The sequence below is a fragment of the Coleofasciculus sp. A1-SPW-01 genome, from assembly GCF_040217205.1.
GTDB classification, from domain to species: Bacteria; Cyanobacteriota; Cyanobacteriia; order Cyanobacteriales; family Coleofasciculaceae; genus Coleofasciculus; species Coleofasciculus chthonoplastes_A.
Map to the genome: position 1 here is coordinate 1 of NZ_JAVJNP010000097.1, position 24473 is coordinate 24473.

Below are 24473 nucleotides of genomic sequence, written 5' to 3' on the forward strand. Positions count from 1 at the left end.
TAGAGACGTTGCATGCAACGTCTCTACAATGGTGCCGAACGTCCTAATCGATGTGTCTACTGCTATAACAGCAAGTCTAGATACCTGAGTCGGGGCGGGTGTAGGGTGCGTTACGCTTCGCTAACGCACCTTTGCAACCCAAAAGATAGTCGTGAAACCCGCCCCTACAGACTTAACTTTAATTGTGCCAATTTTTTCTGGGCAAACTCTCTAACTTTTTCATCAGGATCATTTTCGGCTTTGTCGCGCAGCAAGGGTAGAGTCTGGGGATTATCAGGATATTGTTTTATAATGATTTCAATGGCTAATTGCCGAGGATTGTCTTGCCAGTCTTCCTCTCGCACAAAGGGATCATTGAGAACGCGATCGCGTAACAATTCAAATAGCCATGGCTCATATTTCCAGCCTTTGGCTAATTCTTGCACCGCTGCATTTAGCACAAAAAAATTGTCATCAGATTTGGCTTTTTGTTTGAGAATAGGTAAGGTATCTGGGTCATCCTTCCAGCCTTTGGCTAATACTTGCACCGCTGCCATTCGCACATCCTTATTGTCATCAGATTGGGCTTTTTGTTTCAGCCAAGGCAAGGTATCTGGGTCATCTTTCCAGCCTTTGGCTAATTCTTGCACCGCTGCATATCGCACAAACCCATTGTCATCAGATTGGGCTTTTTGTTTCAGCCAAGGTAAGGTATCTGGGTCATCTTTCCAGCCTTTGGCTAATTCTTCCACCGCTGCACGTCGCACATACTCATCGTCATCAGATTGGGCTTTTTGTTTGATAATAGGTAAAGTATTTGGGGAATCATGCCAGCCTTTGGCTAGTTGTCGCACTGCTGCACCTCGCACAACCCAATTCTCATCAGATTGGGCTTTTTGCTTGAGAATGTGTAAGGTAATGGGGTCATCTTTCCAGCCTTTGGCTAATTCTTGCACCGCTGCACGTCGCACATCCGAATCGTCATCAGATTGGGCTTTTTGTTTCAGCCAAGGTAAGGTATCTGGAGAATCATGCCAGGTTGTCGCAATAGCAACAACCGCTTTAGTACGAATTTCCTGAACTAACCTTGCTTCCTCTTGATAAGGTTCGTAATAATAAGGTAAGTCATACTGGATTAACCCCTTTAACTGATTCAGTAATTGAGTCGCCGTTGATGCAATACCCGAACGATTCCTCACCTCAGACAGGCAAGCCGCCGCTAGAAACACATTAATAAACTTTTCCGCTTCCCCCGGCTGATTCCTCAAATAATCCAGAATCTCCCCAGCTAACTTTGGCTCAATCATCCCCACAATCAACCGTAACACTTCATGCCAAGACTCATCCTGCCAATGCTTGCCAAAAACATCGCTTTTCAACTCCTCTAGAGAAATTGTTCGTTCTTTCTCAAATTGCCAAACATATTCCCAAGCACAGAAATACTCCAAAAACGTCCGATGCACAAAGGCATAATAATCCGCCCCCATGAAACATAAGATAAAATTCCGTTCCCGCAGTTGCTTTCTCATCACCCTAGCCACCGCCCTGGAATTATTGATATCTAATGTTTTCAGATACTTGGTCAAAATTCCTTCTAACTCATCCGCCGCAATCAGATTACCCGCCAACCCTTTCTCCGCTGCTTGCATCTGATAAGCCACCTGACGCAACATCTCCTGCTTATCTTTATAATCAATCGTTTGAATCTCTAACTGCTGATGTTCTACTAACGCCCGTTCCACATCCCATTGATGCAGCAACACCCGCGACGCTTGGTTGTATAATTCGGGTCTATCTCTGGGTAATTCCTGATTGCGATTTAAAATTGCCATCATTGTCAGCAATAAGGGATTTCCAGCCAGTTCGCGAATCGCTTTTGAGGTATCAATTGCCCGTTGGAGTCGTTCCCACTTCCTCTGTTTATCCACTTGATTGGTAAACGTTAAATCATGCCAACGAGTAATAAACTCCTTAACCTGACTTTCCTCCAAATCTTGCAACATAAAATGATAAAACTGAGCATCTCGTAACCGCTGTGGTTTATAGCCAATCACGCGAGAGGTGACAATAACTCGCACATCAGGATAGTTATTAGTGAAGCGATGAATATCAGTAATTACATCCTCCCGTTTTCCCGGATCAAATACCTCATCCAAGCCATCAAACATGACTAAAGCATTTCCGGCTTTTAACTGTTCCACCAATTGATGCTGATTCAGATGACAGACAATCCCACTACTATCATGGAAGAATTCCAGGAAATTCTTACATTGTCCCACATCGCGATTCCGCATATAGGTGCGTAATTCAATCAGCAGGGGAATCGGCTGGAAATTGGCATCATTGGGGGTAGAATTTGCCCAATCTAATGCCAAATATTGCAATAAGGTAGACTTACCCGAACCCGGATCACCGAGAATCACCAGATAGCGATAGTTATCTTTATCGTTAATAATTTCCCCAATCGGACGAATTGCGGACAATGCTTTTAACTTCTTTGAGATAGGGTTTGGTAATCTCCTCCCAGTTAAACCCAGTTGGCATATCAGGTGAATAGTGCTGCACCCAAATTGTACTTAATTGATTGGCGTCGATGGCGCGACAATCTTTTTCAAAGGCTTTTCCTAACAGGGGTTTAACGTCATCGTCTTTGATAAACCGTTCAATTACTATTTGATAGTTGTCTCGAACTTCGGCTTCGGTTACATAGAAGAGTAATTCATATTCGATGAGTTTGAGAAATTGCTGTAAAGCTTCACCGAGGGCTTTTTTCAGGATATCGGGTTGGGCAGATTGTACCCCGGTTTTAATACAGTCTTTGAAAAAATCTTTTACATAGTCTTCTAATGCTTCTTTCCCCAGTTTCAGGAGGATGTCTTTTAAAAGTAAGTCGTTGAGGATAGAAACGCCTAGCGCTGTCCAAAGTTCCACGATGCTGCTAATTCCTCTAGAAAACGTATGTTTACCATTTAAATTAAAGTGGGTGGGCAATGCCCACCCTACTACGGTATATCAAGGGTTTTAACGCTCCCCAAATGCTAAGTTTCAATGCCATTAGGCAAATCGACGCCGCAGCAATGGACTAATCAGAACTAACGCGGCGGCGGCAAAGCCAAACAAGACTAAAACAGCCCCGCCAAATGTAATTGACGCCCAAGGCGCTTCCATGACAACACTACCTAAAGACCAATCTCCATGGAGGTAGAGATAGCGAATCGGTTCAATCGCATAACTTAAGGGATTGAGACTAGCGACAAGCTGTAACCATTTTGGCATAAAGGATAGCGGCGCTAGAGCGGTGCTGGCAAATAGTAGCGGTAAGTTGGTGACAAAAATGACCGCAATTAGTTCAATATGACCCGGAAGCACAAAAGCGAGTCCTAAACTTAATGCTGTCATCCCGATTACCAGCAAGAAAACAATCAGCGCGATCGCACCCAGTCCAGCTATATTGGGAACACCCGCACCCATCACCGCACTGGCGGCGACAATCACCACGGCTTGAATAAAGCTGAGGGCGACGATATAAATAGCGGATGCGGCAACAATGGAGAAACGAGACGCCAAAGGTGCAACAAGTAAACGATTCAGAAAGCCAAATTCCCGGTCAAACATCACGGGTAAGCCAGCATTGAGCGCACCAGCGAAGGCGGTAAATACAATTACACCAGCACTCAAGAATTGGGCATAAGATAAGCTTTCGCCAAAGAGTCCTTTTGGCGCATTTTGAAATAACGCCCCAAACAGAATCAGCCACATCAACGGCTGAATCACACCAGCAATTAGGGTAGATGGGCGTCGTTGCAGTTGGATAAACAAGCGCTTAGTGAGTGCCAAGGTTTCTTGGACAAATTCACCCACACCCGCCTTATCGCTGACGGGGACTTGACTTACCACGTCGGGTTGCCAATTAATTTCCGGTTTTGATGGTGTTACAGTTCCACTCATAATTTTATTTGTTATTGGTCATTCGTCATTTGTTATTGGTCATTCGTCATTTGTCATTCATCATTTGTCATTTGTCATTCGTCATTCGTCATTTGTCATTCGTCATTTGTCATTTAGTCGGGGCGGGTTTAGTTACATCTGGGTGTAACTAAAAAGATAGTAGTGAAACCCGCCCCTACATAATCTCCCCTATCTGACACACCGAGCGAAGTCGAGGTGTTCCCCAGCTCCCCCAGCTCCCCCTGCTTCCCATCACCCCATCATTCCTTCATCCGTTGCTTTTTCTCCGCTTTCACATCTCGTGTTCCCGCCGCCGCGAGTTCAGCATCCATTAAGGTTTGACCGGTGGCGGCTAGGTAGACATCATCTAAACTAGGTCGAGATTGGGCAATGCCAAAGATGGGTAATCCGGCGTCTTTTAAGGATTGCTGAATGTTGGTTAATGCGTCACTTTGGGACTTAACCACTAAGTTAAGGGAATTTCCTTGCGCCGTATTAATAATCACTTCTTGGACAAAAGGTAACACCTCCAGCTTTTCCTTGGCATTTTGGGCTTCTTCCATGGGCGAGAATTCCCGGATGCGGAGGGTTATGCGATCGCCTCCTACGTTATCCTTTAACTGAGAAGGCGTTCCTTCGGCAATAACAACTCCTTTGTCGATAATTGCCACGCGATCGGCTAAAATATCTACTTCTTCCAAATAGTGGCTGGTAATAAATATGGTCGTGCCAGCCTTTTGCAATTGACGCAGGAAATTCCACACCACTACCCGACTCTCGATATCAAGTCCCACGGTAGGTTCATCGAGAACTAACACATCGGGTTTATGGAGTAAGCCGGAGGCTAAATCCAGGCGCTTGCGGATTCCGCCGGAGTAGGTTCCGGTCTTTTTATCGGCATAGTCCTGCAAGCCCAACACCTCTATCATGGTATTGACCCGCTCTTTGCCAACGTTGCTGGGTAGGTGATATAAATCCGCTTGTAGTTGCAGTAACTCGCGACCCGTCAACACTTTGTCTAATGCCACTTCCTGGGCGACATAACCGATGCGACGGCGGACGGCTCTAGGATTCGCGATCGCAGAAATTCCCGATACCTCAATCTTACCCGCGTCTGGTTTGCTTAAGGTACACAGACAGCGAATCGTTGTGGTTTTCCCCGCCCCATTTGGACCAAGTAAGCCAAAAATCTCACCCGGTTCGACGTTCAGGGAGATGTCCTTCACGGCTTCGACATCCCCGTAGTATTTTTTTAGGTTCTCGATTAAAACGGCAGCAGCCATATATCGTTCTATACCTGAGTTGGCTATACAAATGTGACATCCTCCCACACTAACCCTTGGCGGGTATAGTGTAGGCTTCCTTAGTCGCAGCCCTTCGACTTCGCTCAGGGCTACGCTTGGGGCGTTTTATACTGCAACAATTAGCTGTCTTTTCATTTTAAGGGGTTTGTTGGCAGTGGGGGGAGAATTGGAATAAATGCACATTTATTTCAAGTTGTCAACCTGCTATGGCTTTAAATTTGTAATTGAGGTTGACAAGGACAAGGGGAGAAAGGAAGAGAGCCAATTAGCTGGGTCACGCCACTACAATTTAGCTCAATTCGACTTATTCAGGTTTAAGCGAAACAAAAGAAACTGTGTAATCTGTGCTTGATTAAAATTATCATCACTGACTAATACCAAACTCTGACTCCCATCTGGCAACCGTGAACCTAAGGTCATCCCTTCCAGATTATCTAAATAAATTCCCAAAGTACTCAAATCAAGGAGCAATTTTTTCTTCACCGGATCAAGGCGAGAAATATTCCCCTTGAGACTGGCAACATTAGATGTATCGGTTGCCCCACCCAGGGTTAGTTGATAAATTTGGGCGCTGAGTCCAAACAACCCATAACTCCGTTCTAAACTAAGAAAGTGACCTTCTGTATCTAATGCCACTAATTCCGATAAGCCATAATCAATTGTCCCTTTGGGGGCGGGAGCCAGTGGATACAAATGTTCCGCTACTAGCATGGGTGGCGCAATATCGCTGATTAAATAATGCAGCAGCCGAATTCGGGGAACCTCATCTGAATCTGGGGGTAAACTATCTTGAATTAACGCGGATTCCGTTGCTGTAAATAGGCGAAAAGGATCGCCACTCGCCGCCGCTAACGTAATGGGTTCTAAGGTTAATGCTTCAAAGCCTAGGTTTTCTTGTACGCCACGGGGAACTTGTTCCTCTTGTGTAGTATTATTCGGGAGAAAACGGTCAGGAATTCGCAAGCGTTGCAACGGTTGCCCCGTTTGGCGGTCAAATTCTTGAATAAAGGGTTCAATTCCCTGACTAGGAACCCCTTCAGTGGAAATAAATACGCCACCTTTACCGGATAGGGCGATGCCTTCGGGGTCAATGGTTCCCGCCGGATAGGGTTTGCCGTTTTCGTCTTTGAGAACGGTTACATCCTCAACGGTGACGGATTCAATCCCAATTTCTCCGGCTGAGTCGCGGTTAATTGCCAGCGCCAGGGTGTAAAATCGGGCGGGTGCAAGATTTGACCGATCATCGGACAGTGCCAAAAAACGATCGCGATCGCGATCATAGGAGAGGGCGGATAAGCCGCCAACGGGAGTATCCTCAAACCTCATCGGTTTGGGTAATTGATACTCCGCCAAAAAGTCCAAGGATAAATCCAGAAACGTGCGCTGTTCGGCGGTTCTAGCGGTAGAGGGACTACAACTCGTCGTCAACAGAATCAATAGCGCGATCGCCACGACGAAGAGTCGAGATAATAGGGGGCGAAATCTATTGATTTTTAATGGATTTTGTGTTATGGGCTGACTCATAAAAAATGTCAAACGTCTTAGGGTAAGGGGTTCCTGTAGAAACTCTAAGTTGATTTTAAGCGTCAATGGTGATTACGTTGGCAGATAAGATAATAATTAATCAGACTTAAGCTCTGAACTAAAGTTCTCGAAGAGAAGCCACTTTGCGTCTATGGGCTAAAAGCTCACGTCCCGTTCAAACGGGTTAAAAGTCTTTAATGTAGTAAGCTTTAGCTTACTTTAGCTTTCAGCCGGAAATTTATTTCCTGGCTCTCCTTAAAACAGTGTTGCATCTTATACAGTTTAAAGTAATGAGAAAAGTTCAACTACTCTTTTGCATAGCGGCGCTCTGGTTAGGGTTAAGTAGTCCAACATTAGCCCAACCCGCTGAAACAAATCCACCCAATCCCCTAGAACTGGATACCACTGGTGATCCCCTGCTTCCCAATCCCCCCGTAGAACGCTCTTTAAGCCCCTTAGAACGCCGCCGACTGAGGGAAGATCTCAATCAACTGAATAATCAAGCCGCCGCCGAATTGAGGGCGGGAAATCTAGAAGAGGCGTTTGATATCTGGTATCGAGAAATTCGGTTACGGCGAGTTCTGGGTGGACGATTAGAAGAAGTCAAAACCCTAGGGCGCGTCGGTGAAATTGCCTGGAGTCGGAATGCGAAATCTCAAGTCCAGTTAATTACTAAACGCTTAGAAACGATTCAGCAAAACGCTGAGGAAGAAGGAGAGTTAGAGCCAGAACTTTTAGGTGCATTAGGTCAAGCTTATCAACAGGTACGAGTTCCCAGAAATGCCCTAGCTATCTATGAGCAAATTTTAGCCGATGCCCGTCAACAAGGTGATCTGGAAACTCAAGCCGAAACCTTAGAGACAATCGCCCAACTCCACTTAGCTTGGTTTGATTATCCCCAAGCCGCCGCCATTTATGAAGAATTACTAGCAATAGCTCAAGCAAGGCGCGATCGCGTGGCGGAGATTAACTATCTACAAGAATTGCTCAACATTTATAAACAATCCCAGGAACCCGAAAATGCCCTGCGGATCAAGGAACGGTTAGTGGACAGTTATCTCAACCAAGACAATTATACTCAAATCCCCGCCCTAAAAATTGGGATAGGTGCCGACTACGAAGCCCTGAATCAACCTGAGAAAGCCTCTCAAAGCTACCAAGAAGCTTATGCACTCGCTTGGTCATCACAACAATTTGCTTATGCCAGTGATGCACTCGAAAAATTAGCCCAACTCTATTTATCTTACGACCAACCCGACTATGCACTCCAGGTGTACGAAACGTTGATTATTGTGGAACAACAGTCCTACAATTATTATGGGTTGATGCAGGCTTACGATCAAATGGGTCAGATTTATCTCGCCCAAAACAAGTATTCCCAAGCCTTAGACGCTTTTCAAAAAGGTCTAGAATTAGCGCGATCATTGCAGTATCGAGAAACCCATTTTGCCCGTCAAATTGAGAAAATTAATCAGGAGGAAACAAGTAATCAGTAAATTTTAGGGGCGGGTTTAGCAAATCTGTAGGGGCGGGTTTAGGGACTAAATTTCGCTATTCACCAATAAATGACCAACAAAACCCGCCCTTATTACCGATAAATGACCAACAAAACCCGCCCTTATTACCAATAAATGACCAACAAAACCCGCCCTTATTACCAATAAATGACCAACAAAACCCGCCCTCTTTCAAAAGTAAGCTGATGTACATTTAAATTGATTATTCCCTGTTTTCTGTTTCCCATTTTCAGTTCCCTTTATGTCTACCAAATGTATCCTAGTCATTGATGATGAACCCAATCTTTGCTTAGTGATCCAAGCTTGCCTGGAAACGATTGGCAACTGGCAAGTAATCACGGCTGAATCCGGCAAGAAAGGACTACAGTTAGCCCAAACTGAACAACCTGATGCGATTCTCTTAGATGTGATGATGCCGGATATGGATGGGTTAACTCTATTGAAAGAGTTACGAAAGTCTCCCAGCACTCAAAAAATTCCCGTGATTTTACTCACGGCAAAAGTGTTTAACAACGACATCACTCAATTTGATCAGTTAGATATTGCTGGAGTTATTGCTAAACCCTTTAACCCAATAACGCTAACTAAGGAGGTAACTAAAGTTTTGGACTGGTCATAATGTAAGTATGTGGACACAACAAAAGTTAACGGTAGAGATCGTCATTTGTCATTTGTCATTTGTCATTCATAAAGGCTTGAGGACTACTCACCCTTAGAAAAACCCGGCTGATTCATAGAGACGCCGAAGAACAGCCATAATCCGATCGCCATAATTCAAATCAGCCGACCAACGTCCGCTCAACTGCTGGATGAGGGGTGCAATCCCACGAGTGACAAAGCGAAACCGGGGACTAACCACTTCTTGTACCAAAGGTTCTAAACTGGCGTAGGCTTTTAATTGTTGAATATGAGCGCGAACGCCTAATCGAGCGCTGGGGAATGTCGCCCCCTCTGGATCACCCCCGACTGATCCTAAACCGCCAAAGTTATTTTGACTGGGTTTTAAGTCGCCACCAAAACGGAGGAAATTCGTTTCCACCATGGCTTGAGAAAAGGCGATATCATAATTTACCCCTTCAATGGCGGCTTCTTCCCGGTAAAGCTTGGGTAAGTCAGGAAACTGAGCCAGGGCGTCTTCATTATTGGCTTTGAGGAACATCATTAACTGCACTTCTGACGTATTCCCATGTGCCATAATTCGGTCAATTTGACCCGGACAAATTTGTAAAATAGAGCGCAAAATCACCGTCCGTGTCGCCGCATCCCAACCGACTGCAATATTATAATCTCGCAATTCAATCGCTTTCACATAAACCACTCCCCGATACTGGAGGCGACGAATACCAGGAATCGTGGTTAAATCCACACCCAAGCGATCGGCTAAGTCAATCGGAATATAGGCATTGTTATTGACAATAATGCCTTGCTCTCCATAGGTTTGATTATTAATCTTGATATTAATCGAAGGATAGGTAACATCCGTTCCATTTCCTCCCGGTTCCGTTCCCGAAACCGCCCGACTCCACGCCGCTAGTCCATCCGCAATCCCTAACGCCATCTCGCGGCGGCGATTTTGAATAATAAAGCGATCCTCTGGATTGGTGAGATAGCCAACCTCCATCAGCAGCGAAGGAAGAATCGTATCGCGGGTAAACGCCAGAAAACCCATCCCTGTCGCCGTATCCGTCTTCGCGCCTCGGTTGGGTAATTGGGGAAGACGCCGCAGGAGTGCGAGGAGGATCAGTTCTGCATGATTTTTGCGTTCAGTGTTATTGGCAATGTAGTAAACCGCCGTTCCTCGAACACTGGGATTCGGGGAAGAACCCGCATGAATTTCCAGCGCCACATCGCCGGGACGATAACGAGCATTAATCCATTGGATCGATTCGGCTGAACTCAAGTCATCGGGGACAGAGAGAACCTCAAAGCCACGCGATCGCAACTCCGGGACAATCTGATCCCGCAGCAGAATCATCTGTTGAGCTTCCGTTGTACCGCCTGCGATCGCGCCTAGATCGCGCCCCCCTTGTTCAATTCCTCCGTGTCCAGCAGAAATAAAGATTCGTCCCATTAGTTATTTATTTCCTCAGCACTGCTCATTCACACTCACTGCCATTAATCCAGAATAAGGATTTCGGAGTCTTTCGGCTAGTGCTTAACCGTATCAGTTTTTGCTCGCCTCCATCCAGAGAAAGAAATGGTGTAGAAACCGAGCCTACCCTCTCTGAGAGCCAGAGATAGTGCTACCATCAATAATTAAATGTGGTTTTCATCTAGGCGATCGGCTATGGCTAAACGCAAAAAGCACAATCTCCAATGGATCAAGGAAACCCTAGAGCTAAAAGAAGACCACAACTGGACATCCAAGCCAGGACATCGGATCTTCGTAGCAGGGCGAGGAGCATTGCGCTTTGATGTTCCCGAAGATTGGCATTTTGAACCGGATACCAAATCGTTTCGGTTTCTGGACAACAAGCCACCCAACGATGATTGTCGCTTAGAAGCGTCCTATAATCTACTCCCCCCAGGCGACTGGGCTGAATTTCCCTTAGTTTCTTTATTAAAGCGAGTCGTTCGAGATGATGAGCGGAATATAACTGAGAAGGGGGAAATCATAGAACTAAAGCGCCAAACCGCCCGCATCGTTTGGACTCAATTCAAATTTATTGACCCTAACGAAAACCGCGACGCCTATTCCCGCATCTGTATTGGGTTAGGTTCTGGCGTTCAATGTTTGATTACTTATGACTACTGGGTAGATGATGCAGAGCGTTTGAACCCCGTATGGGACACGGTGATGGACTCCTTAGTGCTGGGGTTATTTATCCGCGATCCCAGAACCGGATTCGCCTTCCCGGATTAGATCCTTCTTTGAGATCCCAAAGGTAGCGTGCTAAGCCTCTACATTCCTCACAAAGAAAGGGCGGGAGGATGAAATCCGACGCGGCGAATTGATTCGCCGTGCTATATTGAGGACAGCTCGCGGCTGCAAAGTCGGAGTTGCTTTTTTAAAGCCAATTTGCGTTTAATTAAAGGTACGCCGGGACTCGGCGAAACCCAAGCAACAAGCGCTTGAAACGCTAGGACACTGAATTAACAACAACAGAAAAAGGGGGTAATAAGCTTTTAAATAAATATAAGCTAGTTATTAACTGGGGGCGTAAACTGAAAAATAAAGGTAATGCTCTTATCACAGTTTAAATGCATAACAGCTTAAACGAAGAACGACTTATGATTTATGACGTTTTCTATCACCTCGCCCCCGTTCAATTTCATCTCTAAGTTCCTTAAGTTCTTTCAGATTCAACTTCTTGGTATAACAATTATGGTTATCCCCCAAAACCATCTTGCTATAACTCTGTAAACTCTCAATCCAGGGAAACTCAGTCATGCGGAAACGCCACGACACTCCCGGAAGCGGCGGTAAGTTCAACGCCTCTCGCACCACCAAACGACCAATGGTAAATGCACTGGTATTAGGGTCCCAGGTATCACCTTGTAGGTCGAGATCCCAGGTTCCAATCAAATGAAAAACCTTGCGCGAACTCTTCAATTTAATAATCCACTGCACGCTAAACCGATGAGTCCGAAAAATCTGGTCTTCCTGGGCTAACGATAGCTCCAAGATGGACGTATCCCTATCAGAAAATGAATTGGCATCCAGAGCTAATCGAATCGCCGCCAAGTTGTCAAGGGTAATCAACAGATTATGACGGGGATTGTGTTGATTCAATAGATACCAGGTTCCGACAGCACCGGGCGCGTCTCGTTCGACGGACAAAAGCACGATGGATTCATCAGCCGAATAGGTGCGCTCAAGAACCAGAAACGTTGGTTGGAACGTTTCTGGTTTCTGAAAGATGCGGCGAATCCACCGAGTCAGCCATCGAAACCATTGTCGTAAACTCTGTTGCTTCACTGATGTCGCGTTCTCAGGGGGGATATGTTAAAACTTCTCATTGACAATGGCTTGATCCGAAGTGCTTGATCTGAAGTGCTAGTTCCATGATGGAGATAGGGACAGGATTTACGCACAGTCTTCTATATGTATGGTTTGCTGCATAAAACCGAAACCATTAACTATCAAGGCTTTGAGTGGCATTGATAGTTGCTCTTGTTCAAGGAAAAAAGGTCAAACCCTTTCATCTCCTTGCACCACTATCAGGGAAAATGTACCATTGCTCCCCCTGCTCCCCCTGCTCCCAGACGCGCCATGGCACGTCTCTACATTGCTCCCCCTGCTCCCCCTGCTCCCCCTGCTCCCTCTGCTCCCTCTGCTCCCTCTGCTTCCCCATCTCCCCTATCTTCCGCATTCCCTGACACCTCATCCCTAAATCCAGAAATTCTGAGTTAAAGTGAATTCTGAACTGACAATTTTTTCTCAACCCTAAGGTCAGTGTATGAACTCGTTAGTTGGTAAAACCCTACAGGGTGGCAAATACACTCTAGAGCAAGAATTAGGACGAGGGGGCTTTGGCATCACCTATAAAGCCACCCATCACTATTTAGGGCAGGTGGTGGTGATTAAAACCCTAGACGAGTCTATGCATCGTAACCCGGACTGCTCTCGGTTTCAGCGCCTATTCCAGGATGAAGCACGACGGCTCGCCTTGTGTACCCATCCCAATATTGTCCGAGTCAGTGACTTCTTTGTGGAAGCAGGGTGGCCCTACATGGTAATGGACTATGTAGATGGTCAGACCTTACAAGAGATTTTACTTCCCGGCAAACCTCTCAGTGAAGCCACCGCCATTCATTACATCTGCCAAATTGGGGACGCCTTAACCGTAGTCCATCAAAAAGGTTTACTCCACCGAGATATTAAACCTGCCAACATCATCCGACGCGAAGGCACACACAAAGTTGTCCTCATCGACTTTGGCATTGCCCGGGAATTTAGCCTGAATACAACTCAAACCCACACTAACATGCTGTCTGAGGGCTATGCCCCCTTAGAACAGTATTTAATCAAAGAAAAACGCACCCCAGCCTCCGATGTTTACGGTTTAGCCGCCACTCTCTATACCCTGTTAACTGCCCAAATCCCCACACCCGCCGTTATCCGGGAGCGCCAACCTATGCCTGCTCCCCGTGATCTCCAACCCCAACTCAGTGCTGCCGTAAATCAAGCGGTCATGCGCGGGATGGCAATTGAGGCGCGTTATCGCCCTTCATCGGTAGCCGAATGGCTCTCCCTGTTGCCGGATGTACCCTTTGAATCCAGCCCGGAATTCGTCTCCCATCCTGTATCGACCACCAATGGTGCCACAATTGCTTTAACACCGCCACAGGAAGCCAGTTCCCGTCAGCGAGAGTCCCAACCTACTCAATATACGCCTTGGCATCGACGCTTAGGTGTTTCTCCCGTGTTACTAGGAATGAGCGCTGTTATTGCTACAGGTTTAGTCGGATTGGGAACAATTTGGTATCAGTCTCAAAATCTGTCAACCCCACCAGCGGCTGAACCCTCATCCCCAGAGGAACCCCTAAATCCTGATACTGAGCTTAATGATAGTGAGGAAACCACTGAACCCAACCAGGGCAAAGATGACCCTTCCTCCAACCAGGAACAGAAACCCTCTCGCCGCTCTTTTCCGGGATTCCCTAAAAAATCAAGAGATTCAGTTGAACCTTCTCCCTCACCCACTGCTGAAGACCCTTCATCCGCTCCTGGAGAATCACCCTCCTCTGAGAAAAAATCGCCAACTTCAACCTCTAAACCTTCACCGAACTCGTCCCCAGCATCCCAAAATCAATCTCAACCGGCGCAAGCGTCACCCTCTCCAGTGACTCCCAAGTCTGCTGAGTCATCTGAATCGGTCAGCGAACCCCCGTCTGAGTCTGTTGGCGAACCCCTAGAAAACATGAAAAAAGCACCTGCTCCCCCAGAAGCTCCCCTACCGAAAAAACCCGAAACCACTGAAGAGGATGAGGAATGACAAATAACCTAGTTTGCTTCTTTTCGGGAGTGAGTATGACATAAGACATAAGACAAATGACAAATGACAACCAATACGGTTTAGCCCTACATACCACCAGCCCCCAACTCGGATTAGCTATCAGTAATTTTCAGAGTGATCATCGTGCGGTTACCTGGGATTTGGGACGAGATTTATCAACTCACTTACATCAGCACTTGAGTGAGTTTTTACTCCCAAACGCTTGGTCAGATGTGGCATTTATTGCCGTCGCCAAAGGTCCCGGCAGTTTTACAGGCACTCGTATTGGTGTGGTAACAGCCCGAACGTTGGCACAGCAACTGGATATTCCGTTATTTGCCATTTCCACTCTGGCAGCCGTGGCTTGGTCGGCAACGCTTCAAGGAAAAGAGCCTCAAGAAACCTCACACAAAAGAGCGATCGCGCTACAAATGCCTGCTCGACGGGGGCAGTTGTATACCGCAATCTATCAACTCTCCTCAGAGGGTTCTAGCTTGACACCGCTTGTACCTGATGCGGTGATGACACCTGATATCTGGCAACAACTCCTAGATAATCAAAACCTCCCCTATCAACTCATTGAGGTATCCGTTGATTTAGGAACTTGTGTCACCAGCGTATTAGACTTGGCTTATTTAGATTGGCAGCAAGGCAAGCGTCCTCACTGGTCCGAGGCGTTACCATTTTACGGACAGCATCCGGTTGAAACTAAGTGATACTGATGAACAACCAAAAACCCACACTATCATGTCAGCTTAGTGTGGGTTTTTGAATAGAAGTATGATTCAGCGAGCTTGAAGCTAATAGGCATGAAAAGCGCGATCGCTTCAGATCTTTACTGAGCTTTACGACGACGGGTCAGAGCCAATGCTCCACCCACTAATCCTAAACCTACCAAAGTAGCAGGCTCAGGGATATCTTTGACTTGCGCCGTGATCGAAAAGTCGTTGAAGTCATAAGGAGTAATTCCCTTATCTTCAAAGTCAATCGTGTACTTGCCAGCATCAGTTTGTTCAAACTTAAACAATGCCAGTGTCTCGACAGGCATATTCAAGGCATCTGTTGACCAAACCTTACCATTGTTACCAGAGTCAAGCAGTAAGCTATACTCTACACCACCTTGAAACTCGAACCAGTTTGTACAGGACCCATCAGGTGCTGTGACAGACGTGGGGCAAGTCCCCATAAAATCTGAACTACTCGTATCAAATGCCTGGTTCTCGGTAAACAGGGTATATACGGGTGTATTTTTATCGGTTGCTTCTACGATAAACAAGGTCGATTTGAACAATCCGTGAGATTCCAGGAACTCAAAATCAACTTTAGTATCGGTATCAAACAAAATACCCCCATTGTTAAATGAGGCAGCGTCTGCTGGCATCGCCGATAAAGCCAGAGTACCGCCAGCCAATAAGCCAAGGACTGTTGAAGTCTTTGCTAAATTCATCGTTACGTCTCCTAGGTAGAACTTCAATCACTTATCATTCGCTCACTCAGATCTCGAATATGAGTTTTTAGAGTTGCTCACTAGGGAATTGCTTTAACGGGTTATCCTGAGCGGATTGGTCATCGGTATCAGGATTTACGCAGCTACACCGCATATCGTGACAAAGTGCGTTACACTACGCTCTCCCCACCCTACACATAGAGGCTTTGCGTAAGTTCTAGGTATGTTCTTGAAGCTTAATCACTTCGTCTCCAAAGACAATCGCTGTCTCTATCCGATGTCTGCAACTCTATCCGATGTCTACAATTGGATAACACTACAGATTGTATGCTTCCAAGTGTTAACACGATTCAACAAATGAGCGAACCATGAGTGACTGTTGACTGATCACTTTGACTATACTCTGAGGTAACTTAATCGGTTCAAATTTTGGGTTAAACTTATCAATTCTTTAAAATAAATTCCGGAAAAAGTTATCATTTATACATAAGTAAAAACAATAGGTGACAAAACCCACTCGTTTAATCCCCTCACCCTAACCTTAACTGTGAATTCGAGGTTCTGGGTAAAGGGTACTCAGTAACTGACTTTCGATTGCAGCTAGTTCTGCTAGCCTCTGGCTGACAACCTCCCGCTCAAAATAGGTGTCCGCTAGCACCCAGTACACCCCGTAATGTCGGGCTTCGGATGTCATCAAACCTTGATAAAACTCAGCTAACTCCGGGTCAGGACAATGAGTTGCCAGTAATCCCAGCCGTTCGTGAGAGCGAGCCTCAATTAAAGCCGCAACCAGTAAAGAATCCAATAGCCGCTCCGGTTCATGGCGGCGAATCTGAGCTGTTAGCTCAGCGCCATAAGGCGGCGGGGATAGAGGAGCTAGGGGAATACCCCGTCGTTCCAGCCATTGATTGACTTGCTCAAAGTGATCCAATTCCTCACGCGCGATCGCGGTAAGCTGACGAACCAGTTGCGTACTCGATGGATAGCGAAAGATTAAATTCAGGGCTACACCTGCCGCTTTGCGTTCGCATTGGGAATGGTCGAGTAGAATGAGATCAAGGTGAGCTAGGGCTTGTTCTACCCAAGCCCAGCTCGTGGGTTGTTGGAGGGCGTGAATTACCCAGGGAGAATCTAACACAGGTTTTGGTGACATCGAACTGTCTAGTGAATCACAATAGGGGGAAGATGAGTAGGATAGAGACTGGGATTCGAGGAAACTGGTATTTATCAATGGCGTGCTGGATGCTAAGCGGAAAAGGTGTGAAATTCAATGAATTTCCTCTGAAACCCGGAAGATAGATGTTAGCACTTGTTTTAACTAATAGATAATAGAGTATCCTGACCCTGAGAATCTTGCCTACCCCTGGTGAACATACCTCGGCGCACAATAATCCAGCTTTTAATAAAAAAACTGGTGCAAGTAAACGTTTATGGGTGCTACTTATTATTTGACGACACGGATTTGGATCAATAAACAATGACTCACCGCCGGATTGTTATCGGTGACGTGCATGGGCACTACGATACCCTAATGACTTTATTAGACGCGATCGCTCCTAGTAAAGACGATCAAGTCCATTTTTTGGGAGACTTAATTGATAGGGGTCCCCAAAGCTCTCAAGTTGTTGAATTTGTCAAGCAAAGCCCTTATCCTTGCTTGCTAGGCAATCATGAGCAAATGCTCTTAGAAATCCTGGGTCAGGGAGAAATCTATGGTCCAGCCCTGCAAGCATGGCTCTATAGTGGTGGTCACAGTACCATCAATAGTTATGGTGAGAGTGGTGTCCGCCAAGACCATATCGAGTGGATGCGTACCTTACCCACCCATATCGATTTGGGAGATACATGGTTAGTCCATGCTGGAGTTCATCCCCGTTTACCCTTAGAAAAGCAAACGACAGAACAATTCTGTTGGATTAGAGACGAATTTCATAGCATTCAAGAGCCTTATTTTACCGATAAGTTAATTATCATTGGTCATACGATTACCTTTACCTTGCCAGGAGTACAACCGGGACGAATTGCCCAAGGGCGAGGATGGTTGGATATTGACACGGGCGCGTATCACCCGAAAAGTGGTTGGCTCACAGGATTAGACCTGACAAACTCACGGGTTTATCAAGCCAATGTTTTTAAACAACGGGTTCGCCAAATGCCACTTGAGGAGGCGGTGACAAGGGTAGAGCCTTCACAACTCTTACCACGTCGTTCTGTACTCCGTTCCTAGTGCAGTATGGGGAAGCAATGTAGAGACGTAGCATGCTACGTCTGGGAAGCTGGGAACCCAAAGAACGAGGGATGGATGTTGCTACCAGAGATCATCCTATTGCAGGGGGCGAATTTTGGCTTTATAAGCACTTTCATCCAAACCATCACCGACAGTAGCTTCAGCCGGATCAATCGCCTGATTCAATGCGTTAATGCGATCGTGAACGCCGGGATGAGTGCTGAGGAAAGAGGGGACGGAACCGCTTTTCTGCTGGAGTTTCTCCATGAAATTTACCATGGCTGACGGTGCGTAGCCTGCTTTTTTGAGGATGTCTAACCCAACTTGATCCGCCTCAAATTCATCTTCACGACTATTGGGTAACCGCAGCGCCAAGTCTACGCCAATATTAACTAAGGTATTGCGATCTAGACCTGCGGCAACGGCTACTCCCCTGGCGATCGCTGTCTGGCGCATTTGTTCAATCATGTGTTCCTCTTCGATATGCCCGATTTCATGGGCAATCACACTCGCCAGTTGAGCCTCATTGTCCGCCGCTTCAATCAAACCTGTGTTGAGATAAATAAAACCCCCCGTAGTCGCGAAGGCATTAATGCTGTCATCCTTAACCACCTGAAACGTATAGGGAATATTAGAGCGTTGAGTTTCTTTTGCCAATCGCTGACCAATCTGATCAATGTAGCGGTTGACACTGGAATTGCGATAGAGTTGGATCTGGTTTCTCACCAACTGCTGATTGATCTGCTGCCCGATCTCGACTTCCTGGCGCTCAGAAATATTGGAAAGTTGGATAATCTGGACGCCTCGGAAAATCAGATCCAGCCAGGGAATTGCTTGACTCACCTGAGGTGTACCCACGATCAGGCTAAACGCCAAAATCGCTGACACCAACGGATATAATAAACGACGACGGTGACGATGAGACCAGATGGAGAAAGGATTAACCATGGTACATAAAATTAAAATAGCTACAGTTCAGGTACTCAAACAATAGACGCTACTTATAGGGTATAAGTTGCCATTGGCTCTCAAGAAACACTTATTACGTCTGGCAATTTTGGTTATCCTGACATCCCAGAGGATAAGCTGAATTGTAGGTACTCGATCGCTTGCCAAACCAACTATACCGATGATCACGAACCTGTTGATATGTGCGATCGCCCAGCCATTTCATTCCAGGCATTGCCCGATATGCTGAGACGAACACCTCGCCCATGGGCAACAGACGCCCAATTTCCTCAGCCGCCTCACTCCCTTGCCACCGACGTTCCGGGGATGCCCCATCGATGAGAATCATGCCCATTTCGCAGTCTTGGGGGGTAATACCAAAGGTTTCACAGGTGGCTTCATTCTGCATGGGAATGTAATCAAACTGCTGTCCTTGATCCAGATTTTCCAGAAGCTGCACTAACGTGACACAAAGATTGCAGTTGCCGTCGTAAATAACGTGATATTGCATCAAAGGGGTTAATCGCACTCCTTATGAGTTATCTTTATTTACTATACCTAATTTAATCTATTCCTATAGGAGGATAAAAAAGATAATTCATCATGTTAAATTGCTGGACATTTATATATTGTATTTGATTAAATCCTGTAACCTAAGGGGATATTCTTAAATTTAAGAAATTTGCGTAGAAGAAAGTTCGGTCAATCAGCACAAATATTCTAAATCTAAAGAAATCACAGTATCAGTGTAAAAAAATCACCAACCTAGTTTTGTTTATGTCTTTTGATGGATTCACAAAAAGCTTTTTTTCTGTAATATAAAAGTATATTGCGAGAGTTGAACTCTCAAACATAAAGACAAAGAAACACGGAGACTATTCTATGAATCTCATAAAAATAGACAAGTTTTACCCTAACTATAAAGAACAGATTTTCGGTGGCGATGACATTAAAGGATATGATGTCTACTCAGATCGTGAAGAGAAAATCGGTGAAGTTCATGATGCTCTTCTGGATGAAAATGGTCGTTTCCGGTATCTAGTCATTGATACAGGCTTCTGGATCTTTGGTAAAAATGTCTTGTTACCTGTAGGTTATGCCCAGATGGACTATGATCGTCATCGGGTTTATGTGATCGGTATGACAAAAGCGCAAGCCGAAAGCTTACCGGAATATCATGACAACATGACTGTTGACTACGACTACGAAGAACGAGTCCGGAACGTCTACCGACCAATGGCGGCTAATCGCTCGGCAGGAGCAACATCGGCTCAGGCGAAAACCTCTGATCGCGACACCTACAGCTATGATCATGAGCCTGAACTCTACACCACTACTGAGCAGGATCATAAAAATCTCAAGCTGTATGAAGAGAAACTAATTGCCAACAAAGACCGTTACAAGAGCGGTGAAGTTACCCTGGGTAAGCATGTGGAATCTGAAACAGCTCAGGTATCAGTTCCTGTAGAAAAAGAACGGGTCGTAATTGAGCGAAACAGTCCCTCAGAAGCCCGCGAAGTTCAACCAGGTACTGCTGATTTCCACGACGGTGAAGTTGCGCGTGTGGAAGTTTATGAAGAAGCAGCAAATATCGAGAAGAAAGCCTTTGTTCGGGAAGAAGTGGGTGTCAAGAAAGAAGTTAAGCGTGACACCGTAGATGCCAAAGAAAAGGTTCGCCGCGAAGAATTAGAAGTCAATGTAGATGGCAATCCTGTAGTCAAGGGTCGTCGGTAGAATTCTGAAAGCCATTGAATTTCACTGATTTAAATGAATTGGTGGATACGGGGGTGGGCAATGCCCACCCTACTAGGCTGGCAAGCTTAAAGTTGTGGGTAAAATTTTTGCTGTTAATTCGGAAAAAGCTATGGATGCTGAAGAGATAGTGAATAGTGATCTAGAACAGTCTGATCAGACATCAGAGATAGTCGAAGAAGACATGATTCGCTTGCTAGAAGAAAAGTTAGTCGTTAACCGCAGTAAGCAGAAAGTCGGTGAAGTTGTCGTTCGCAAAGAAATTGAAACTCGTGTGGTAGAAGTTCCTGTACGGCGGGAAAAATTAATTGTTGAACAAGTTGGTGAAGAACCGAAACAATTGGCAGAAATTGATTTAGGGAAGGGGCAAGTTACAGGTGTTCCTGATAGTGTAGAGACGAGTCTACCGACAACGAATACTGTCAACGGTGAATTTGTTTCACCTAAAGCAGCCAGCGATCTTTTAGCCGCGATCGCGCTGCAAGATAATCACGGCTGTGTTAACGTGCGTGTAGAGCTAGTGGTGGACAATCCAGAGCTTCAGGAAACGTACCAACAGATGTTTGATCGCTGTCGTGGGAGTAAATAGAAAGCAGGGGAAGCTGGGAGAGAGGAGGAAGATGGGGAAGATAAGGGAGCATAAGACATAAGACATCTCTGCCTTTGACTTTTATTGTACCTACCTACTTATTAGATGACCCACTAAACCAAAATGGTCAGATGGGAAAACATTAGGACAATCAGGGAAAATAGGTTTTAATCCCAGGCGTTCAATGGATTCTGGCTGCCAACTTTGGGAAGCAGAACGGAGTAAGATGCGGTCAAAGCGGACTTTTTTATGTTTCTGTTTTTGCTGTAACCTCATTAAGTTAATATCCGTATCTTCAGTATAGCCCGGTTCATCACCTCTCAGAACTGCCCACATATCTTGATAGCGAGGGTCAAGATTACGGTTCTCGCTTTTCCAAGATGAGCAAAAATTAAAGTCACCCATGAGTACAGCATGATCGGCGTGTTCCAAGAGGGGAAAGATATCAGCAAGTTGTATGGTGCGGATGGATGCAAATTTCTTCTTGCTTTCTAAATGAACCGTAGCAATATTAAAATTTTGCCCATTAAGCTGCAATTCAGCACAGAGGAATTTGCGGCTCATTTGACTGATCAGGTCACAGAAAAATAACCGATCTATAGGAAGCTTTGACAGCAAGAGAACGCCATAAGGATTTACTGTTACTCCTGTAGTGTCGGAACTATAGTAATTCTTTCTAACCCAGTCTTGCTCTAAAATTAGTTTGAGAGAGGTTGGCGTAACCTCTTGCAACGCGATCGCGTCAGCATCACAGTCTTGAATAAGCTTCAGTATAGCTTCGTGGCGTTGTTGACGATGATAGTCGGAAAACCAGATATTATAGGTGACCAGTGTTAGTTCACTGATATTTGTGTCACTGACAACATCGGTTGATTGAGTCCAAGCTTGTTTTTCGGGATTAAACCTCTTCGGGTTGAGTTCTTGTAGGTCTGGAGGAATCGGAGGCTTGGTCATAAACTGTTTTCGAGTTAATTACTATTAAGTTTAAGAGTAAGGATTTCCTTTCGTCAATAAACAGGGATTGCTGCTGATAACCGCAAAAAAAGCCACCCTATTTGCCGGATAAATGATCAACCCGGAGCACTTTTTTCCAGATTTCTGCTAGTCTTGGTGTCTTCGGTTACAATGGTCGCGGTAAATCTGTAGGAAAATAGGTGTTCAAAACACGACCAGGCAAAACTCTGTCTGTGGATAAGACAAATTCATGAAACCCCGAATCATCGTTTGTGGCTTGGGTCGCACTGGCTATCAAATTTTCTCACTATTAAAGCAACAGGGAGCCTCTGTTGTCGGAATTAGCGATCGCCTGGTTCCGGGTAACTGCCAGGATCTGATTATCGGCGATTTTCGTGCAGCCGCCACCCTACTCGCCGCTGGAATTCAGGAGGCGCAAACCCTAGTTATCACCTCTAGCGATGATGCCTTGAATCTGGCTATTCTCACCCAAGCCCGAGTCCTTAATCCTCGGATTCGGATTATTAGTCGGCTATTTAACAACAGCTTAGGCGATCGCTTGGATCAGATTTTGCCCAATCATGTCAGTCTCAGTGTCGCCGCATTAGCCGCCCCGGTGTTTGCCTTTGCTGCGATGGGGAATCAAGCCATTGGACAACTTCGACTATTCAATCAAACGTGGCCCATTCACGAAGAATACATCCATGACTCTCATCCCTGGAACGGGCGTCAGTTGAGTGAGTTGTGGGAAGATCGATCGCGGATGTTGATCTATTATCGACCCGTCCAAGGGCAGGTGAGTTTGGTGTCAGCCGTTGTGCAAGGGCGAACCTTACAATCTGGCGATCGCATAATTGTTGGCACTCAACCCAATATCCGCAGCCGTCGGGGTTCTTGGCTACGCCGACTGTTTAAAGTGCTCACTAACCTGCGACAGTTCCAGCACCACGGTCAACCCATTCTCGCCGGAACTCTCGCCCTACTCCTAACCATTTTCATCGCCACACTCACTTATGTTAGCGTTCAGTTGAATACCTCAATCGTTGACGCTCTCTATTTTTCCGTGGGTATGATTACCGGGGCTGGCGGGAAAGAAGAAGTGGCAGAATTAGCACCTGATAGCATCAAAATTTTTACGGCGGTGATGATGTTAGTTGGGGCAGGTGTAATTGGGATTTGTTACGCCCTACTCAACGATTTTATTTTAGGTACTCGTTTTAATCAATTTTTGGATGCTGCCCGTGTTCCCAGTCGCCATCATTATATTGTTTGTGGCTTGGGGGGTATTGGTGTCCAGATAATTAATCAACTGCATAGTCATGGCTATGACGTGGTTGTCATTGAACCCGATACCCACAATCGATTTCTCGGTGTTGCCCGTTCCTTGGGAATCCCCGTGATTATCGGTGATGCGAGTTTAGCGACCCATTTAAAAGCGGCGAATATCCATACAGCGGAAGCCTTATTAGCTGTAACCAGTAGCGATATGACCAATGTCGAGATTAGTTTAAGTGCCAAAGCATTAACGCCCAATTTACCCATCGTGGTGCGAAATCATGACCCCCAATTTGCCCGAGGAGTGCAGCAAGTTTTTAATTTTGAGGTGGTACTCAGCCCCACCGAATTAGCCACACCTGCCTTTGCCGCCGCCGCCTTAGGTGGGCGTATTTTAGGGAATGGCATGACCGGCGATACGCTTTGGGTAGCGTTAGCAACAACGATTACATTGAAGCATCCGTTCTGTGGACGGCGGGTGAAAGATTTAACCCTAGATATTGAGTTTGTTCCTCTATATATTGAAACCCGACATCAAAAGCTTCACGGTCGAGATTTATTGGAAACAGCGTTAGCGGCAGGTGATGTTTTATACTTGACCATGCCAGCGTCACAATTAGAACAATTGTGGCGAGTTACACCGTCTCAGTTATTGGCGAGTTGAATCTGGGAAAACTGTAGGGGCTCACTTTCACTACTATCGTTTCTTATCTCACAAGGGATGTGACTAAACCCGCCAAAATCTAAGGCTAAAGATCCCCAAGCTGAAGAGCAAGCTTCTAAGAAAGATCCAGCAACCATTCCGGAAGCCCAAGGTGAAAACAAGCGTGTAGAAGGCGATCCGAACCAAGGAACCGACTCTCGTTAATAGTTTTCCGGATTGGCTAGATTTGGAAACAGCGTGACATCCTCCCACACTAACCCTAAACGGGTATAGTGTGGGCTTCCTTTGTCGTAGTCAAAAGGCTACGCTTGGGGCGTTTTATAGTGGGGAATATGCCCAGCCCCACTCTCTTGATATTGATCGCCGCGTTCCAATCTCTGTCTAGAATCAATCCACACAAACACTC

General features: G+C 45.9%; 19 protein-coding genes and 2 pseudogenes. 9 read left to right on the plus strand and 12 right to left on the minus strand.

Translation table 11 applies throughout. From position 1 onward, the window contains the following. Nucleotides 1-164: 164 nt before the first annotated feature. The 4 genes and pseudogenes from RH949_RS14705 to RH949_RS14720 form a co-directional block, all read right to left on the minus strand. Nucleotides 165-2910, minus strand: a pseudogene (locus RH949_RS14705) (NACHT domain-containing protein). Nucleotides 2911-3033: 123 nt separating this feature from the next. Continuing rightward, complete coding sequence (locus RH949_RS14710; RefSeq protein ID WP_446354087.1) at nucleotides 3034-3927, minus strand: ABC transporter permease; 894 nt, start codon at nucleotides 3925-3927, stop codon at nucleotides 3034-3036. 260 nt (nucleotides 3928-4187) lie between these two features. Then, complete coding sequence (locus RH949_RS14715) at nucleotides 4188-5210, minus strand: daunorubicin resistance protein DrrA family ABC transporter ATP-binding protein (RefSeq protein ID WP_006097947.1); 1023 nt, start codon at nucleotides 5208-5210, stop codon at nucleotides 4188-4190. 315 nt (nucleotides 5211-5525) lie between these two features. Continuing rightward, a complete protein-coding gene (locus tag RH949_RS14720) occupies nucleotides 5526-6755 on the minus strand; it encodes an esterase-like activity of phytase family protein (protein ID WP_446354090.1) in 1230 nt (409 codons plus the stop codon). Between the two features lie 290 nt (nucleotides 6756-7045). Between RH949_RS14720 and RH949_RS14725 the strand changes: the two genes are divergently transcribed. Next, complete coding sequence (locus tag RH949_RS14725) at nucleotides 7046-8251, plus strand: tetratricopeptide repeat protein (RefSeq protein ID WP_446354092.1); 1206 nt, start codon at nucleotides 7046-7048, stop codon at nucleotides 8249-8251. 262 nt (nucleotides 8252-8513) lie between these two features. Next, nucleotides 8514-8891, plus strand: coding sequence for a response regulator (locus RH949_RS14730; RefSeq protein WP_446354094.1), 378 nt, complete (start codon nucleotides 8514-8516; stop codon nucleotides 8889-8891). Nucleotides 8892-8984: 93 nt separating this feature from the next. Here RH949_RS14730 and tftA read toward each other — a convergent pair whose 3' ends face one another. Then, nucleotides 8985-10343 carry a hormogonium tapered terminus morphoprotein TftA gene (tftA, locus tag RH949_RS14735; protein ID WP_446354096.1) on the minus strand — a complete coding sequence of 453 codons (1359 nt, stop codon included), beginning with the start codon at nucleotides 10341-10343 and terminating at the stop codon, nucleotides 8985-8987. Nucleotides 10344-10559: 216 nt separating this feature from the next. Between tftA and RH949_RS14740 the strand changes: the two genes are divergently transcribed. Further along, entirely contained in the window at nucleotides 10560-11135 is a 576-nt protein-coding gene (locus RH949_RS14740; protein WP_446354098.1) for a hypothetical protein, read from the plus strand. Between the two features lie 366 nt (nucleotides 11136-11501). Here RH949_RS14740 and RH949_RS14745 read toward each other — a convergent pair whose 3' ends face one another. Further along, entirely contained in the window at nucleotides 11502-12191 is a 690-nt protein-coding gene (locus RH949_RS14745; protein ID WP_006098229.1) for a hypothetical protein, read from the minus strand. Nucleotides 12192-12672: 481 nt separating this feature from the next. Here RH949_RS14745 and RH949_RS14750 point away from each other — a divergent pair, with 481 nt between their 5' ends. Both RH949_RS14750 and tsaB read left to right on the plus strand, forming a co-directional pair. Continuing rightward, a complete protein-coding gene (locus tag RH949_RS14750; protein WP_446354100.1) occupies nucleotides 12673-14211 on the plus strand; it encodes a serine/threonine protein kinase in 1539 nt (512 codons plus the stop codon). Nucleotides 14212-14267: 56 nt separating this feature from the next. Further along, the gene (gene tsaB, locus RH949_RS14755; protein WP_446354102.1) at nucleotides 14268-14927 is read left to right on the plus strand and encodes a tRNA (adenosine(37)-N6)-threonylcarbamoyltransferase complex dimerization subunit type 1 TsaB; all 660 of its coding nucleotides are present in this window, start codon (nucleotides 14268-14270) and stop codon (nucleotides 14925-14927) included. Between the two features lie 119 nt (nucleotides 14928-15046). Here tsaB and RH949_RS14760 read toward each other — a convergent pair whose 3' ends face one another. Further along, a complete protein-coding gene (locus RH949_RS14760) occupies nucleotides 15047-15658 on the minus strand; it encodes a PEP-CTERM sorting domain-containing protein (protein ID WP_446354104.1) in 612 nt (203 codons plus the stop codon). Between the two features lie 541 nt (nucleotides 15659-16199). Beyond that, nucleotides 16200-16811, minus strand: coding sequence for a tRNA isopentenyl-2-thiomethyl-A-37 hydroxylase MiaE (gene miaE / locus RH949_RS14765; RefSeq protein WP_446354106.1), 612 nt, complete (start codon nucleotides 16809-16811; stop codon nucleotides 16200-16202). Nucleotides 16812-17135: 324 nt separating this feature from the next. On the opposite strand from miaE, the gene RH949_RS14770 reads away from it, so the two are divergent. Beyond that, nucleotides 17136-17885: a metallophosphoesterase family protein gene (locus RH949_RS14770; protein ID WP_006097957.1), complete on the plus strand. Its 750-nt coding sequence runs from the start codon at nucleotides 17136-17138 to the stop codon at nucleotides 17883-17885. A gap of 96 nt (nucleotides 17886-17981) precedes the next feature. Here RH949_RS14770 and RH949_RS14775 read toward each other — a convergent pair whose 3' ends face one another. Continuing rightward, nucleotides 17982-18833 (minus strand): M48 family metallopeptidase, encoded by an 852-nt coding sequence (locus RH949_RS14775; protein WP_446354108.1) that lies wholly within the window; start codon nucleotides 18831-18833, stop codon nucleotides 17982-17984. Between the two features lie 94 nt (nucleotides 18834-18927). Beyond that, a complete protein-coding gene (locus RH949_RS14780) occupies nucleotides 18928-19344 on the minus strand; it encodes a thiol-disulfide oxidoreductase DCC family protein (RefSeq protein ID WP_446354110.1) in 417 nt (138 codons plus the stop codon). 371 nt (nucleotides 19345-19715) lie between these two features. On the opposite strand from RH949_RS14780, the gene RH949_RS14785 reads away from it, so the two are divergent. Next, entirely contained in the window at nucleotides 19716-20567 is an 852-nt protein-coding gene (locus RH949_RS14785; RefSeq protein WP_446354112.1) for a DUF2382 domain-containing protein, read from the plus strand. Between the two features lie 94 nt (nucleotides 20568-20661). After that, on the plus strand, nucleotides 20662-21174 hold the full coding sequence (locus tag RH949_RS14790) for a DUF2382 domain-containing protein (protein WP_006097886.1): 513 nt from the start codon (nucleotides 20662-20664) through the stop codon (nucleotides 21172-21174). Nucleotides 21175-21264: 90 nt separating this feature from the next. On the opposite strand, the gene RH949_RS14795 is transcribed toward RH949_RS14790, so the two are convergent. Then, complete coding sequence (locus RH949_RS14795; RefSeq protein WP_446354114.1) at nucleotides 21265-22128, minus strand: endonuclease/exonuclease/phosphatase family protein; 864 nt, start codon at nucleotides 22126-22128, stop codon at nucleotides 21265-21267. Nucleotides 22129-22378: 250 nt separating this feature from the next. Here RH949_RS14795 and RH949_RS14800 point away from each other — a divergent pair, with 250 nt between their 5' ends. Then, nucleotides 22379-24067: a potassium channel family protein gene (locus RH949_RS14800; RefSeq protein WP_446354116.1), complete on the plus strand. Its 1689-nt coding sequence runs from the start codon at nucleotides 22379-22381 to the stop codon at nucleotides 24065-24067. Nucleotides 24068-24326: 259 nt separating this feature from the next. Here RH949_RS14800 and RH949_RS14805 read toward each other — a convergent pair. Continuing rightward, a pseudogene (locus RH949_RS14805) lies at nucleotides 24327-24473 on the minus strand (RNA-guided endonuclease InsQ/TnpB family protein); the annotation flags it as partial.